Source organism: Nitratidesulfovibrio sp. D1, from assembly GCF_051133415.1.
Classification (GTDB): domain Bacteria; phylum Desulfobacterota; class Desulfovibrionia; order Desulfovibrionales; family Desulfovibrionaceae; genus Cupidesulfovibrio.
In genome coordinates this window covers 494,408-510,250 of sequence record NZ_JBPGNZ010000002.1, presented here as the reverse complement: position 1 = coordinate 510,250, position 15,843 = coordinate 494,408, and the positions used below count along the sequence as shown (strand labels likewise).

Genomic DNA, 15,843 nt, shown 5'->3' with positions numbered 1-15,843 from the left:
CGCCCGGCCGGTTTCCGGCTCCGTCGTCCCGGCCCCCTTGCGGGCGGCGCGACGCGGCCCGGCCCCGGCCTTTGCCGTCCGCCGCGCACACGGGCGGACACGCGGCAGCCTTCGCCCGCCCGGCACCGGCGCGCGAACGCCCTCCGCCAAGCATGCTACCCGAACCCGCCGGAACTGCGGGGAAGCGACATATGGATACCGAAAAGAGAACGCAGCACCTTGCCGAACGTCTGGGATACATCCGCGACGTGTTCGGCGGAAAGCACAACGAGAACATCGCGCTCCTCGAATCCAAGTTGCAGGAATTCAACCTGCGCCTGTCCGAGGGCTCCATCAGCGACGAAAACGCCGCGCTGACCACCCTGGAAGACCTGTTCGACTTCGTGGAGCGCAAGCTGGAAGCCGAACTGACGCCCATGGACAAGGTGCGCATCGTGCGGCACCCGCAGCGCATCTGCCTGCGCGACATCCTGGAAAACGTCTACGACAACTTCACCGAAATCGGCGGCAAGGACGAGCACTCCATCGACCCCTCCATGCTCATCGCCCGCGCCTACATCACCCGGCGCAGCGGCAAGAAGACCATCAACCAGCCGGTGCTGGTCATCGGGCAGGAAAAGGGCCACGGAGAGGAATTCCGCAACGGCGGCTCGGTGAAGCCGTGGGGCAACGCCAAGGCCCTTCAGTACATGAAGGTCGCGGAAACCGAAGGCATCCCCATCCATACCTATGTCTTCACGCCCGGCTCCTACCCCGTGGAGGACTACCCCGGCGCGGCCCAGCAGATCGCCCGCAACCTGTACGAAATGGCGGGCCTGCGCGTGCCGGTCATCGCCGTGTTTTCCGAAGGGGGCTCCGGCGGGGCCGAGGCCATCGGCCTGGCCGACCGGCGGCTGATGCTCTCGCACGGGTACTACTCGGTCATCTCGCCCGAAGGCGGGGCGGCCATCGAGGGCCGCCTGCGCCAAGGGCAGCGCGCCGCGCCCGAACTGATTGAAAAGTGCGCCCAGCAGCTGCGCATCACGGCCGAAGACAACCTGCGCATGGGCTACATCGACCACGTGGTGACGGAACCGCCCCTCGGCGCGCGCCCGTACCACTACGACTTCTTCCGGGGCCTGCGCCAGGAGATCATCCGCGCCACGGACGAGGTGATCCTGGGCGTGAAGGGCTTCGCCCCGTTCCGGGCCATGGTGCTGCGCCGCCGCCGCGGCAAGGCCGAAACCATGGACCTCGACAACATGTACGTGCGCTGGAGCCTGTCCGCGTCCGCCAAGGACCGGCTGGTGGGCCGCCGCCACCGCAAGTTCAACCGCCTGGCCCGCAACGCCGCGCGCGACAGGCGTCCCGTGCTGCGCAAGCTGTCCAACATGGGCTGGGACGCCTGGTGGGACATCTACTCCTACTTCAAGTACGACCTGCTGCGTAAGCACCAGCAGAAGATCGCCTACCTCGTGGAAGAGGTGGAGGCCGAAGCCCAGGTGCTTATGGAGAAGGTGGCCGCCCCGTGGCGCAAGATAACCTGCGCCCTGCCCGGCGGCTCGTGCCAGAGCAGCGAGGAGACCGAGCGCGAACTGACCACCCTGTCCGACTGGGACGAGGAGGGCCAGCGCAACGGCAACTGGAGCTACGTGAGCCCGCGCGCCAAGGAAGACCGCGCCATCACCTGCCCCAACGCCGCCACCCACGGTTGCCTCGACCTGTGGGCTCCCGACCTGTTCGGCGAATTCGCCGGGGTGTGCACCTACTGCGGTCACCACTTTCCCATGGAATACCAGTGGTATCTGCACAACGTGTTCGACGAGGGCTCCATCTTCGAGTTCAACGCCGAGATCGAGGCGGGCAATCCTCTTGGTTTTGAAGGCTTCGACGTCAAGCTGGAGCAGGCCAAGAAACAGACCGGCCTGAAAAGCGGCTGCGTCACCTTCGAGGCGCGCATCGACAACGTGAAGCTGGTGGTGGCCATGCTGGTGGCCCCGTTCCGGGGCGGTTCCGTGGGCGCGGCCGAGGGCGAGAAGTTCGTCCAGGCCGCCGAGCGCGCCAAGAAGAAGCGCTACCCCTTCCTGGCCTACGTGCACGGCACCGCCGGCATCCGCATCCAGGAAGGCACCAACGGCGTCATCCAGATGCCCCGCTGCACCATGGCCGTGCGCCGCTACATCGAGGCCGGGGGCCTGTACCTGGTGCTGTACGACACCAACTCGTACGCCGGGCCGCTGGCCAGCTTCCTCGGCTGCTCGCCCTACCAGTTCTCCATCCGTTCGGCCAACATCGGCTTCGCCGGGCCGGGCGTCATCAAGGAGACCACGGGCGTGGACATCCCGCCGGACTACCACCGGGCCTATCGCGCCCTGTCGCGCGGGCACATCCAGGGGATCTGGGACCGCCGCGACGCGCGCGTCAACCTGAAGCAGGCCCTTCTGACCATGGGCGGCCGCAACCTCTACTACCGGTAGCCCGCGCCACGGCAAGGAACAGGTGAGACAGTGTTCGACATCACGCAATTGCTGGATGAGATAAAGGCGTCTCCCTACGAGGAGATCGTCGTCACCGCGCCGCACACCGGCGTGGTCACGTTCGCCGACGTGCGCGAGGGCGCCCGGGTCATCGGGCCTTCCGGCACGTGGAAGGAAAAGAAGGGCACGCTGCTCGCCACTATCGAGCGCGAGCGCAACCAGAAGCCCATCCACGCCGTGGAAAAGGGCGAAGTCAAGGAAGTGCTGCTCCATCTGGAAGGAACCTTCGTCGAGGCGGGCACCCCCCTGGTGCGGCTGCGCCACTTCCTGTCGCGTGACGAGGTGTTGGCCATCATCCTCAAGAAGGCCCTGCACCTCTTCGTCGCGCCGGAACGCGCCAAGTACTACTTCGCGCCCGACGTGGACAAGAAGGTCAAGGCTTCCGGCCCGCGCTCCGTTTCGCTGCACGAGGGCATGGACCTGTTCATCATGTCGCGCATGAAGCGCGAGGCCGGGCTGGCCTATTCCGGCCCCAGCGGCGTCATCTACGCCGTGTACTTCCAGCACAACGAGAACGTGGATGCGGGCCAACCCCTCATCGGCGTGTGCCCGCCGGACCAGCTGTCCCTCATCGAGGACGTGGTGGCCCGCGTGCAGACCGAGTGGGAAGAACGGGAGTAAGCCATGGGCAAGGTGTTGCAGGTGCGCGTGTGGGCTTCCACCTACCGCGACGAGGACGTGGAAAAGGCCTGGCCGCTGCTTGTGGCCCTTGTCTGGCCCGAACCCTTCGTGCGGCCCGTGGCCGGGGATATTCTGGGACCCGCCGACCGGCGCGGCGTGCTGGAACTGGTGCAGGCCCTTGACGACGGTCTGCGCTTCGCCGGGTGGGACGCCCCCGTGCGCGACGCCCTGGCCGACCGCGTGCCCGCCATCGTGGCCCTGCGCGACAAACTGGACGCCGCCCTCGCCGAATGGGACGCCCGTACCGCCAACCGCATCACCGACGAGCTTGAAGAAGCCCTCGATCAGGCCGAAAAGGTGTTGGTGAAGGCGCAGTAAGAAAAGAGCAAGAGCCTGAAAGGGCAGAAGAGATAACGGGGGGAAGGGGAGGACACTTTGAAAAGTGCCTCCCCTTCCCCCCGACCCCCTTCCCCTCCCACAAACTTTTTCATTGTGGAGTGGGAGCCATGGGCAGAGCGGGGCGGAGAAACGCCGGGCCGGGGCAGGGCATCGCCACGTTTCGCTGTCCGCCCCCGTCGAGCGCCGAGGTTGCGACAAAACGCATCCCACGGTATCACCCCACAGGGGCAGGGCATGCCCTCCCTCCTGCCACAGCCAACGCCAGCCCATCGCAAGGAAACAGATATGCTCAACAAGGTCATGCTCATAGGACGTCTCGGCCGCGACCCCGAACTGCGCTACGCCCAGAACGGCACCCCCATCGCCAACTTGCGCATCGCCACCGACGAATCGTACACCGACCGCGACGGCAACAAGGTCGACCGTGTGGAATGGCACACCGTGGTGGTCTTTCAGCGCGCGGCGGAAAACTGCGCCAACTACCTCGGCAAGGGCAGCCTGGTCTTCGTCGAGGGCAGCCTTCAGACCCGCAAGTGGCAGGACCAGAACGGCCAGGACCGCTATTCCACCGAAATCAAGGCCCAGCGCGTCCAGTTCCTCGACCGGCGCGGCGAGGGCGCGGGCGCTCAGCCCGCCGAAGGCGGCGGCGCTCCCCGCCGGTCCTATCAGCAGCCCGCCGGTCAGGGGGGGCAGGGCGGCGGCCAAGGGGGCCAGGGCGGCCAGCGCCGCAATCAGGCCCCGCAGGGCGACCCCTACGGCGGTGCGGACGAGGACCTCGGCCCGGCCTTCCCCTCCGAAGCCAGCGGTATGGACGACGTGCCGTTCTAGGGACACCGCCCCATTCCAGCTTGTTCGTTCGGGGCCGCCGCAGGGCGGCCCCTTCGCATTCCCAGCCCCGGCGACCCGCGCGGTCGCCGGGGCTTTTTCGGCAGGTGCGGTGCAACCTGCAGATATAGCGGGAGGGATTTTTTGAGGCCAAAAAATACTGTGCGCCATATCAATTTTTGGTTGCCATGACGCCGAAATGTGACATATGTACAGTCTGTGAACAAAAGTGCCGGGCAGACCGCGCGCCATGACGAAAGCCGGTGGTCCACACCGCTTCCGGGCACGGAACAGGGAATGCGCGCATGGTCTGCGGGGCTTGCTTTCGCCGCCGTGCGCGGCAGGAGACGCAGATGATGCACGACCCCATGGAACGCGCGCTGCTCAGCCGCATCGCATGGGCCTATTACGTCGAGGGCATGACCCAGTCCGACGTGGCCGACTGGCTGGGCATCAGCCGGGTGCGCGTCAACAGGCTGCTTCAGGTCTGCCGCGAGGAAGGCTACGTGCAGATCCTGGTCAACGCCGACCGGGCCGTCTGCTACGAGCTTGAGCGCAGCATGGAGGCCGCCTTCGGCCTGCGCCGCGCCGTGGTCATCCCCACGCCGCCCTCGCAGAAATCGCTCAACCGCAACCTGGGCCACGCCGCCGCCCAGTACCTTTCCGGGGTGCTGCGCGACGGCTCGTCGCTGGGCCTCGGCTGGGGCACCACCGTCGCCGCCGCCGCCACCTCGGTGCCGCGCAAGCCCGCCCAGGGGCTGACCGTGGTTTCGCTGTACGGCGGCCTGCCCTACAGCGTGGTGATCAACCCCTACGAGATAGTGGCCACCTTCGCGCGGCGGCTGTCCGCCTCGCAGACCTACTACATCGCCGCGCCCATGTTCGCCCCCAGCCCTGAATCGTGCCGTCTGCTGAAGTCGCAGGAGCTGTTCCGCTCCGTGTACGCGCGGGCGGTGCGGGTGGACGTGGCGCTCATCGGCATAGGCCAGCTTGCCTCCGACGCCACCAACGCGGTGCTCGGCGCCATAACCCAGGACGACGTGCGCTCTTTGCAGCGCACCACGGCCGTCGGCGAGGTGTTCGGCACCTTCGTCGACGCTTCCGGCGTGCCCGTCGAGCACCCCATGAACGCCTGCTTCATGGGGCCCAGCCTCGACGAGGTGCGCTCCATACCGATGACCATCGCCGCCGCGGGCGGCGAGAACAAGACTGCGATCATAAGGGCCGCGCTCACCGGCGGTTTCGTCAACGTGCTGGTCACGGACGAGGGCACCGCGCTGCGCCTGCTCGATCGGGAACATGGAGGAGATGCATGAACAGGTCAGGGTTGCTGGAACGACTGAAGTCCGGCCGCGAATTCGATCTTCTGGTGATCGGCGGCGGGGCTACCGGTTGCGGCGTGGCCGTGGACGCGGCCACGCGCGGGCTGGATGTCGCGCTGGTCGATCGGGCCGATTTCGCGCAGGGCACCAGCAGCCGCAGCACCAAACTGGTGCACGGCGGGGTGCGCTACCTGGAAAAGGCGGTGCTGCAATGCGACCGCGAACAGTTCGGCCTGGTGCGCGAGGGCCTGCGCGAGCGCGGCTTTCTGCTGGCCAACGCCCCCCATCTGGCCCACGCGGTGCGCCTGCTGACGCCCGTGCCCACCTGGAAGGACGCGGGCTACATGTTCGCCGGGCTCACCCTGTACGACCTGCTGGCCGGGCGTCTTGGCCTCGGCCACAGCAGGTTCGTGGGCAAGCGGGCGGCGGAGCGCATGTTCCCCACCCTGCGCATGGGCGACTACAAGGCCGCCGTCACCTACTGGGACGGCCAGTTCAATGACGCGCGCATGGCCGTGGCCCTGGCCCGCACCGCCAACGCCCATGGCGCCACCTGCTGCAACCACGTCGAGGTCGTCCGCCTGGTCAAGGAAGGCGGGCGGCTGCGCGGCGCGGAACTGCGCGACATGCTCACCGGCGAGACGTGGACCCTGCGCGCCAGGGGCATCGTCAATGCCACCGGCCCCATGGCCGATTCCGTGCGCCGCATGGACGATCCCGGCGCGGACGACATTCTCAAGGTCAGTTCGGGCATCCACATCGTGCTCGAGGCGGGCTTCACCCCGCCGGACCTGTCGCTGATGATCCCCAGCACAGAGGACGGCCGCGTGCTGTTCATGATCCCGTGGCAGAACCACGTGGTCTTCGGCACCACCGACGAGCACGCCAACCCCGAACACGACCCGGTGCCCGACGTGGCCGACATCGACTACCTGTTGCGCTACGCCAGCAAGTACCTGTCGCGCCCGGTCACGCGGGGCGACGTGCGCGCGGTGTGGAGCGGGCTGCGGCCGCTGGTGTTCGCGCCCGGCAAGGGCAGCACCCAGGAACTGGCCCGCACCCACGTCATCGAGGTCTCGCCCGCCGGGCTGCTGACCATCGCGGGCGGCAAGTGGACCAGCTACCGCATGATGGCCCAGGACACCGTGGACCGCGCCGACGTGGCCTTCGGCCTGAACCTGACTCGCCCCTGCGTCACCCGCGACCTGAAGGTCATCGGCGCGCGGGGGTTCATTCCCGGCGGCCACGCGGAAATCGCGCGCGAATACGGCGTTGCGCCGGAACTGGCCAAGGCGCTGCACGGCATCTACGGCGACGAGGCCGGGCAGGTGCTGGCCATCGCGCGGGACGAGAACCTGGGTGACCGGGTGCACCCGGACCATCCGCACATCCTGGCCGAAGTGGCCTTTATCGTGCGCAACGAAATGGCCATGCGCCTGGTGGACGTGCTGGTGCGCCGCCTGCCCATGGGCCTGCTGGACGTGGAGCACACGTTGCAGGCCGCGCCGGGCGTGGCCCGGATCATGGCCGCCGAACTCGGCTGGGATGCAGCCCGGACCGAGGCGGAACTGCAACACCTTGACGCGTATCTTGCGGGGTGGCGCGCCCCCAGGGACTAAGGTTTGCCACGCGGGGCAGGGGGGCGCCACACGGCGCGCCCCGCCCCGCGATACGGAAGGCGCGCGGCGCAAGGGCCGCCGCGGGACAGTCACTGTGCCATGCAAGGCAGAATTTCCGGACGGTCGTCCGGAACATGGCACAGGCGGCCCGGCCCGCCGCGCATGCGGGTAACGAACCGTCAACGGATCTCCGGGTTGGTGCAGACCCGGCGGGTCGCAAGGAGGGACGCGACTCCCAGGCCGCCTAATCCGCCCGTCGGCCGGTCTCCGGGACCGGAAGGACGGTGCGGGACGCGCACCCGCAAGGGTGCCGACCTTCGCGCGGAGAACGCAGGGTACTCCGTGCATTCATGAGAGGGTGTACCATCAGGAGGATTCTATGAAGGAACTTTCGCTGGGACGGGAAATGCTGTCCGAATTCATGGGCACCATGGTCCTGATCATCTTCGGCGCCGGCAACGTCGCCATGACCGTGCTTTTCGGCAAGGGCCTGAACATCACCTGGGACAACATCACCTTCGGCTGGGGTCTCGCCGTGTTGTTCGGCATCATGGCCGGTCTGCCCTCGGGCGCGCACATCAACCCCGCCGTCAGCCTGGCGCTGGCGGCCACCGGCCGCTTCCCGTGGAAGAAGGTGCTGCCGTACTCCGTCGCGCAGGTGGCGGGCGGCTTCGCCGGCGCGGCCATCGTCTTCGCCGACTTCCACGCCAAATGGCTGGGCGTCGATCCGCAACTGGCCAGCACCGCAGGCATCTTCTGCACCTTCCCTGCCATCACCACCTCCTACCTGCCGGGCTTCATCGACCAGATCATCGGCACCGCCGTGCTGATGTTCGGCATCCTGGCCATCGGCGACTTTGCGGGCAAGAACAACATCGGCTGGATCGGCGGCATCCTGGTGGCGCTGCTGGTGGTGGCCATCGGCATGAGCCTTGGCGCCATGCACGGGTACGCCATCAACCCCGCGCGCGACTTCGGCCCGCGCTTCTTCGCCCTGCTGGCGGGTTTCACCCAGCCCAACCTGATGGAGCCGGGCATCGTGCTGGTGCCCATCGTCGGTCCGCTCATCGGCGGCCCGGTCGGCGCGTTCCTCTACGACTGGACGACCGGCGCCGTACACAAGGCCCAGGCCGCCTAGCATCGGTGTTCCCGGCGGGCGGCCGGGACGCCAACCCCGTGCCGCCCGTGCCGCAATCCCCCCAACCAAGGGAGTAGCACGACATGACCAAGTACGTTCTCGCACTTGACCAGGGCACCACCAGCTCGCGCGCCATCCTCTTCTCGCGCGAAGGCGACATCATCCAGATTTCCCAGAAGGAATTCACCCAGATCTACCCGCAGCCGGGCTGGGTGGAACACAACGCCAACGAGATCTTCGACACCGAGTCGTGGGTCATGCGCGACTGCCTGAAGCAGGCGGGCATCGACGCCTCGCAGGTGGTCGCCGCGGGCATCACCAACCAGCGCGAAACCACGGTGGTCTGGGACAAGGCCAGCGGCGCGCCGGTGTACAACGCCATCGTGTGGCAGGACCGCCGCACGGCGGGCTTCTGCGACGAACTGAAGGCGCGCGGCCTGGCCGACACCTTCCGCCGGAAGACCGGCCTGGTGCTCGACGCCTACTTCTCCGGCACCAAGGTGCGCTGGATCCTCGAAAACGTGCCCGGAGCCCGCGCCAGGGCCGAAAAGGGCGAACTGCTGTTCGGCACCATCGACACCTGGCTCATCTGGAACCTGACCAAGGGCGAGGTGCACGCCACCGACGAATCCAACGCCAGCCGCACCCTGCTGTTCAACATCAACACCGGCGACTGGGACGACGAACTGCTGGGCATTCTGGGCGTGCCGCGCTCCATGCTGCCCAGGGTGACCCGCTCGTCCGAGGTGGTGGGCGACATCCATCCGGAATTCCTGGGCAAGGCCATTCCCATCGCGGGCAACGCGGGCGACCAGCAGGCCGCCACCTACGGCAACGCCTGCCTCAAGCCCGGCATGGCCAAGAACACCTACGGCACCGGCTGCTTCATGCTCATGAACACCGGCAAGGAAGTGCACGCCAGCAAGAACAACCTGCTGACCACCATGGCCTGGGCCACCCCCTCGGGCCGCTACTTCGCCTTGGAAGGCAGCGTGTTCATCGCGGGCGCGGTGGTGCAGTGGCTGCGCGATGGCCTGGGCATCATCAAGGCCGCGCCCGAAGTGGAACAACTGGCCCTGAGCGTGCCGGACAACGGCGGCGTGTACCTGGTGCCCGCCTTCGCGGGCCTTGGCGCGCCCCATTGGGACCAGTACGCGCGCGGGGCCATGGTGGGCATCACCCGTGGGGCCACCAAGGCCCACATCGCCCGCGCGGCGCTGGAATCCATCGCCCTGCAAACGCTCGACATCATGGATTGCATGCAGAAGGACGCGGGCATCAGGCTGGCGGCCCTGCGCGCCGACGGCGGGGCCACCCGCAACAACCTGCTGATGCAGTTCCAGGCCGACGTGCTGGGCGTGCCCGTGGAACGGCCCAAGGTGACGGAAACCACGGCGCTGGGCGCGGCCTATCTGGCCGGTCTGGCCGTGGGCTTCTGGAAGAGCGAGGAGGAAATCGAGGCCATGTGGCAACTGGACCGCCGCTTCGAGCCCAACATGTCCGCCGAGGCCCGCGAAAAGCTGGTGTACCAGTGGCAGCGCGCCGTGGAGCGGGCCAAGGCCTGGGCGCAGGAGTAGGGACCGTTTCTAAATTGTCTTTTCGCCCGTTGGCTGCGTCAAACTTCGCCTGCCATTTCGGTCAAATACGAGTAGAGTACGCGTTGCGGTCGCCATCCGTAATGCTCGTGAACTCGCATAACGGCTGCCGCACTCCCTCATGGCAGGCTTGTTTTCCTTGCCGACGAACGAAAATCCTGCTTTAGAAACAGCCCCTGAACAGCAAGGCCGCAGACACGGCCAAGGCATGACCGACGCCGGGAAGGGCAACCTTCCCGGCGTGTCGCGTTGCCGGGAGCAGTGGCTGTGTTGGCGGCGGGAGCGGTGGGCGGGAGGCGGACCGGCTACGCCTCTGGCTGGTGGCTGAAGAATTCCCCCGGCGTGCGGCCCATCAATTGGCGGAAGGCGGCGATGAACGCCGAGGTGGAGTCGTAGCCCATCTCCAGCGCCACGGCGGTGACCCCGCGCCCGCGCTCCAGTTCCGGCAGGGCGGCCAGCATGCGCGCCCGCTGCCGCCATTGGCGCAGCGAAAGACCCGTCTCGGCCCGGAACAGCCGGGTCAGGGTGCGGTCGCTCATGCCCGCCCTCGCGGCCAGACGCGGCAGGGAATGGTCCTCGCCGGGGGCGTCCAGCATGGCTTCGCACAGCGCCGCCAGACGCGCGTCGGCGGGCAGCGGCAGGGACAACCCGGCCTCGGGCAGGGCCACCAGTTCGTCCAGCAGCACCCTCACCAGCCGCCCGTGCGCGCCGCGCTCGTCATAGTCCCTGGGCAGCCGGGTGAAGGCCAGCACCAGTTCGCGGGCCAGCGGGGTGACCTCCACCACCCGGCAGCGGGCGGGCGCGGCGCTCCACAACGGGGCCAGCGCGGCGGGGTCGATGTACAGGCTGCGCTGCTCGGCCGGGCCGCTGGTCATCACCTCGTGCGGCAGCCCGGCCGGTATCCAGATGGCCCGCTGCGGCGGGGCCATGTGGCTGCCCTGGCGGGTGCGCACCTCCAGCACGCCGCGCACGGCGTAGGTGAACTGCACCCAGCCGTGGCTGTGCGGATGGGTCCACGACCCGGCGGCCAGCGATTCGGCCCGGGCGAACACCGGGCGGGGCAGGGCGGCGATGTCCGGTATGAGGCGGGGGATGGTCATGCGCAGTCCGTGGGGTGGTCGGGATGCCTTTCCGTGCCGTGGGAAGCGGGAAACAGTGTTTGGCGTATTCCCGACATATCTTGTCTCCGTGTCGATAGCAGGAAGGGGCGCGGGTGGCTAGATGTCTGGTGCGGGCGGCGCTCGGGCCGCCCGGCGAACCCCAGCCCAACGGAGAGACGGCCATGTTCGGGGAATATGTACGACGGATGGCCAGGGACTGGTTCCTGGCCGGGATGCTGGGAGCCGTGGTCCTGGCCACTCTGCTGCCCGACCTGGGGGCCAGCGGCGGCGCGCTGCACGCCGACATGCTGGGCAACGCGGGCATCTTTCTGATCTTTCTGTTCCACGGCGCGGGCATCTCGCCCGAAAGCATGCGCCACGGCATGTCCCGCTGGAAGCTGCACACCATGGTGCAACTGACCACCTTCGTGGTGTTTCCGCTGTTGTGGTTCGGCTTCCGCTTCGCCTTCGACGAACTGGTCCCGGCGGACCTGATGCTGGGCTTCCTGTACCTGTGCGCGCTGCCCTCTACCATATCCTCGTCGGTGGCCATGACCGCCATCGCCCACGGCAACGTGCCGGGGGCCATCTTCAACGCCACCCTGTCCAGCCTGCTGGGCATCTTCCTGACGCCGGTGATCATCGCCCTGGCAGTCGGATCGCAGGGTGGGGCGCTGTCGCTCACCGACGCCATGATCAACATCGCCGGGCTGCTGTTCCTGCCCTTCGTGCTGGGCCAGCTGGCGCGCCCGTGGCTGGGCGGCTTCATCGCCCGCCACAAGAAAAAGGTGAACGCCTTCGACAAGGCCGCCATCCTGATCCTGGTGTACAACTCGTTCTGCGATTCCGTGCGGGGCGGCCTGTGGCGCGACCACGGCATGGACCTGCTGGCCCTGACCATCGGCGGCGCGGCCCTGTTCCTGCTGGTGGTGCTGGCGCTGAACACCGTGGTGGCCCGCGCGTTGGGCTTCGACAAGGCCGACGAGATAGCGGCCGTGTTCTGCGGCTCCAAGAAGACCCTGGCCTCGGGCGTGCCCATGGCCCGGCTGCTGTTCGGCGCGCATCCGGCGCTGGGGGTCATCGTGCTGCCCATCATGTTCTACCACCAGTTGCAGTTGTTCGTGTGCTCCATTCTGGCCGAGCGCTACGCCCGGACCATGCGTGAGCTTGAACGGGACGGACGCGATGCGCTGCCGGGCCATGCGGGCGCGGTTGCCGAACCGGGCGCCCCCGATGCCCCCGGTGCCCCCGGTGCCATGGAAGCCGCCAGCCGTTCGTGAAACATGCCGGGGCCGCAAGGCTCCGGCACGGGGCGGGCTCGGGGCTGTTTCTAAATGGTCCTTTCGCCCGTTGGCTGACCGACCCGAAGGGCGCGAAGCGTGCCCGTTACGCGAGCTTGCGAGTGTTACGGGCATCGAGCGCAACGCGGTCAAACTTCGTCTGCCATGGCTCTGCTGTCCTTATCCGTAAGGTTCGCTTCGCTCACCAACGGCTAAGGCTCGGTCGAATACGGTAAGAGTACGCTCTGCGGTCGCCATCCGTAATGCTCGAAGACTCGCATAACGGCTGCCGCGCTTTGCGGTCCTCATCCGTAAGACTCGCGCTGCGCGCTCGCCTAACGGCTGCCGCACTCCCTCATGGCAGGCTCGTTTTCCTTGCCAACGAACGAAAGTCCTAATTTGGAAACAGCCCCTAGGGGAGAACCGCGCGAATGCACCCCGCGCGGCGCGGCCCGCCCCATCCTCGCCTTCTCCCTCCGCCTCATCCCCTCGCAGCCCCTCCGCGCGCTCGGACGCGGAGGGGCTTGCGTTTCCGGACCGTCTGCCGCACAGCAGGGGCATGCACACCCGCACCGCTGAAAAATCCGCGCCCTCCGCTACGCCCCCTGTCGCGTCCCGTGCTGGAAAGGGCGACGTGGCCCCGAAGGAAGATATAACCTGGACGGCGGCCTCGCGCCTGCCGGGACTGGACCTGCTGCGGGCGCGCTACACGCGGCAGGTGTTCGCCCGGCACTTCCATGAAGGGTATGCGCTGGGCGTCATCGAGGACGGGGCGCTGCGCTTCCGCTACCTGGGGCGCGACCACGTGGCCGCCCCCGGCGCGGTGAACCTGGTGGCCCCCGGCGAGACGCACGACGGCCGCAGTGCGGGTGACGCGGACGACGCGGGCTGGGCCTACCGCATGTTCTACCTCGACCCGGACATCGTGCGCATGGCCGGTGAGGAGGCGGGCCTGCCGCACGGCGCGCTGCCCGACTTTTCCACCGGCGTGCTGGACGACCCGGTGCTGGCGCGGGCCATCGGCGCGCTGCACCGCGACATGGAGCGCGCCGGGCCGTGCATGCCCACCCTGGCGCAGGAGACGCGCCTGTCCGCCGTGCTGGCCCGCTGGATAACCCGCCACGCGGCCCAGCGCACCCCCACCGCCCGGCCGCCGCGCGCCGGAAGGGAGCCGACGGCCGTGCGCCGTGCCCGCGAATATCTGGATGCCCACTGCGCCGACGACGTGCGTCTGGCGGACCTGGGCGACGTGGCCTGCCTGAGCCCGTTCCATCTCGCCCGCGCCTTTGCCGCCGCCGTGGGGCTGCCCCCGCACGCCTATCTGGTGCAGGCGCGGGTGCGCCGGGCGCGCGGCCTGCTGTCCGCCGGGTCCACGCCCGCCGAGGCGGCGGCAGCGGCGGGCTTCGCCGACCAGAGCCACCTTACCCGCGCCTTCCGGGCGCAGATGGGGGTGACCCCGGCCAGATTCCGCAAGATGCTTCAAGACGCGCGCGGCGCATGGGCCGTAGCCTTCGTGGAAAACCGGACTTCCACGGAGGACTCCCATGACCATGACCACGCCCCGGCCCACCCGGATCAGCCGGACCACCCGGCAGACCGGGCAGAATCCGGCGTCCCCCATATCCCCGATATCCCCGGCATCCCCCGCCGCTGAGCCGCCGCACGCGGATGCCGCGCCGTCCCCCATTCCTTCCCCCGTGCCGCCCCATGGTCCCGCATGGCGCGCCTGCCTCGACCTCACCGCCGCCATGGTCATCGTGGGCTCGTCGGTAGCGGCGGCGCGCTTCGTCTCGTTGACGCTGCCGCCGCACCTGGTGCAGGAACTGCGCTTTCTGGTGGCCGCGTGCATCGCCGTGCCGCTGCTGTACCGGCGGGAGGGCGGCCTGCCGCGCCTGCCCGCGCGCGACTGTGCCGTGCTGTTCCTGCAGGCCGCCGCCGGGTCGCTGCTGTTCAATGTGCTGCTGCTGGCCGGGGTGGCCCGGCTGGATGCGGCGGCGGCCGGGGTGGTTACCAGCACCACTCCGGCGGTGATGACCCTGGCCTCGCTGGTGTTGCTGCGCGAGCGCCCCGGCCCGCGCGCCCTGGCGGGCATCGCCTGTTGCGTGGCCGGGGTGCTGGTGCTGCGTCTGGCGCCCGTGCCGGGCGTGGCGGGGGGCGACGCCTCCGGCCCGCTCGCGGCCTCCGGAGTTGACGGCATGGGCCTGTTGCTGGTGCTGGGCGCGGTGTGCTGCGAAACCCTGTTCCTGCTGCTGGGGCGCACCCTGCGCACGCCTGTGTCGCCGCTGGCCGCATCCACGGCCTGCACCCTGTTCGGCGCGGTGCAGTTTCTGCCGCTGGCCCTGCCGGAGGCGCACCGGGTGACGGAACTGGACGTCACCGGCTGGCTGCTGGTGGGCTACTACGGAGCGGTGATCACCGTGGCCGCGTACGTCTTGTGGTTCCGGGGCGTGACCCGTGTGCCCGCGGGCACAGCCGGGGCGTTCACCGCCGTGCTGCCGGTGAGCGCGCTGGGCTTTTCCGCGCTGCTGCTGGGCGAGCCGGTGGGCTGGGCACATCTGGCCGGGGTGGCCTGCGTGCTGTGCGGCATCTGGTACGTGACGCGGCGCTGACGCGTCCGGCGGCGAAGGGGGCCGCCGTGCCGGTGCGCCGATGAAACATGGCGTTTCGCGCGAAAATCCATTGCCGCTGGCAGTGTAACGTCATATAAGGAGAGTGAAGGAGAGTGATCACTTTCCCTATGCGTCCGCGCTTGTTCCCGTTGTCACGATGTCGGCCGGGCTGCCCCATGAGCCAACCCGCCGACGCCCGCTCCGCCTGACGATTCACGGACGCTTCCTCCGCTGCCACGCGTGCCGCCCACCGGGGTGCGGCACGCTTTGCCCGGAACGCCGGAACACCGGAAAGGAGGAGCCCATGAAGATTCTCATCGCCGTCGACAAGTCCGCCTACTCGGAAAAGGCCCTGGCCAAGGCCGTGGACATGGCCAAGAAGGAAGGCGCGGAACTGATCGCCCTTGCCGTGGCCGAACAGCCCGTGGACATGGGCGAGATCGCCGTGTCCGTGAGCCTGTCCGACCACTTCAAGGCCGTGGCCGACGAGGCCCTGGAAAAGGCCGGGGAACTGGCCAAGTCCAAGGGCGTGACACTGAAGCCGGTATTGGAAAGCGGCTCTTCGCCCGCCGACAACATCATCGAACTGGCGAAGAAGGAAGGCGTGGACCTGATCGTCACCGGCAGCCGTGGCCGCACGGGCATCGAGAAGTTCCTGCTGGGCAGCGTGGCCTCCAAGGTCATCTCGCACGCCCCGTGCTCGGTGCTGGTGGTGCGCTGACGCCACCGCCCTCCGCCGGGGCTCCGGCCCGGTTCGCGCCCGGCCCGGTTTGCGTCCGACCCGGTTCGCATCCGGCCTGATCGCGTCCGGGATGGTCC

The 15,843-nt window shown here is 68.4% G+C and carries 13 protein-coding genes; 12 read left to right on the top strand and 1 reads right to left on the bottom strand.

Translation table 11 applies throughout. The annotated features are described in order from the left end of the window. Nucleotides 1-191: 191 nt before the first annotated feature. The 8 genes from ACR4XJ_RS05320 (at nt 192) to glpK (ending at nt 10,017) form a co-directional block, all read left to right on the top strand. Nucleotides 192-2,456, top strand: coding sequence for an acetyl-CoA carboxylase carboxyl transferase subunit alpha/beta (locus tag ACR4XJ_RS05320; protein WP_434754226.1), 2,265 nt, complete (start codon nt 192-194; stop codon nt 2,454-2,456). A gap of 30 nt (nt 2,457-2,486) precedes the next feature. Further along, nucleotides 2,487-3,137, top strand: coding sequence for a biotin attachment protein (locus ACR4XJ_RS05315; RefSeq protein WP_434754225.1), 651 nt, complete (start codon nt 2,487-2,489; stop codon nt 3,135-3,137). A gap of 3 nt (nt 3,138-3,140) precedes the next feature. After that, nucleotides 3,141-3,515: a hypothetical protein gene (locus ACR4XJ_RS05310; RefSeq protein WP_434754224.1), complete on the top strand. Its 375-nt coding sequence runs from the start codon at nt 3,141-3,143 to the stop codon at nt 3,513-3,515. 306 nt (nt 3,516-3,821) lie between these two features. Continuing rightward, nucleotides 3,822-4,364, top strand: coding sequence for a single-stranded DNA-binding protein (locus tag ACR4XJ_RS05305; protein WP_434754223.1), 543 nt, complete (start codon nt 3,822-3,824; stop codon nt 4,362-4,364). Nucleotides 4,365-4,714: 350 nt separating this feature from the next. Next, complete coding sequence (locus tag ACR4XJ_RS05300) at nt 4,715-5,677, top strand: sugar-binding transcriptional regulator (RefSeq protein ID WP_333507143.1); 963 nt, start codon at nt 4,715-4,717, stop codon at nt 5,675-5,677. Then, nucleotides 5,674-7,302 carry an FAD-dependent oxidoreductase gene (locus ACR4XJ_RS05295; protein ID WP_434754222.1) on the top strand — a complete coding sequence of 543 codons (1,629 nt, stop codon included), beginning with the start codon at nt 5,674-5,676 and terminating at the stop codon, nt 7,300-7,302. The genes ACR4XJ_RS05300 and ACR4XJ_RS05295 overlap by 4 nt, the downstream gene beginning before the upstream one ends. A gap of 379 nt (nt 7,303-7,681) precedes the next feature. Continuing rightward, nucleotides 7,682-8,440, top strand: a complete 759-nt coding sequence (locus tag ACR4XJ_RS05290) for an MIP/aquaporin family protein (protein ID WP_333507141.1) — start codon at nt 7,682-7,684, stop codon at nt 8,438-8,440. Nucleotides 8,441-8,523: 83 nt separating this feature from the next. Next, nucleotides 8,524-10,017: a glycerol kinase GlpK gene (glpK, locus tag ACR4XJ_RS05285; protein ID WP_434754221.1), complete on the top strand. Its 1,494-nt coding sequence runs from the start codon at nt 8,524-8,526 to the stop codon at nt 10,015-10,017. A 323-nt stretch (nt 10,018-10,340) separates the two neighbouring features. On the opposite strand, the gene ACR4XJ_RS05280 is transcribed toward glpK, so the two are convergent. Continuing rightward, a complete protein-coding gene (locus ACR4XJ_RS05280; RefSeq protein ID WP_434754220.1) occupies nt 10,341-11,135 on the bottom strand; it encodes an AraC family transcriptional regulator in 795 nt (264 codons plus the stop codon). A 182-nt stretch (nt 11,136-11,317) separates the two neighbouring features. Here ACR4XJ_RS05280 and ACR4XJ_RS05275 point away from each other — a divergent pair, with 182 nt between their 5' ends. The 4 genes from ACR4XJ_RS05275 to ACR4XJ_RS05260 all read left to right on the top strand — a co-directional run bounded on the left by ACR4XJ_RS05275 (nt 11,318) and on the right by ACR4XJ_RS05260 (nt 15,745). Next, a complete protein-coding gene (locus ACR4XJ_RS05275; protein ID WP_434754219.1) occupies nt 11,318-12,415 on the top strand; it encodes a bile acid:sodium symporter family protein in 1,098 nt (365 codons plus the stop codon). A 634-nt stretch (nt 12,416-13,049) separates the two neighbouring features. After that, the gene (locus ACR4XJ_RS05270; protein ID WP_434754218.1) at nt 13,050-14,069 is read left to right on the top strand and encodes an AraC family ligand binding domain-containing protein; all 1,020 of its coding nucleotides are present in this window, start codon (nt 13,050-13,052) and stop codon (nt 14,067-14,069) included. Further along, complete coding sequence (locus tag ACR4XJ_RS05265; protein ID WP_434754217.1) at nt 13,960-15,024, top strand: DMT family transporter; 1,065 nt, start codon at nt 13,960-13,962, stop codon at nt 15,022-15,024. Before ACR4XJ_RS05270 ends, ACR4XJ_RS05265 begins: the two co-directional genes overlap by 110 nt. Before the next feature lie 304 nt (nt 15,025-15,328). Beyond that, a complete protein-coding gene (locus ACR4XJ_RS05260) occupies nt 15,329-15,745 on the top strand; it encodes a universal stress protein (RefSeq protein WP_333507135.1) in 417 nt (138 codons plus the stop codon). Nucleotides 15,746-15,843: the final 98 nt, after the last annotated feature.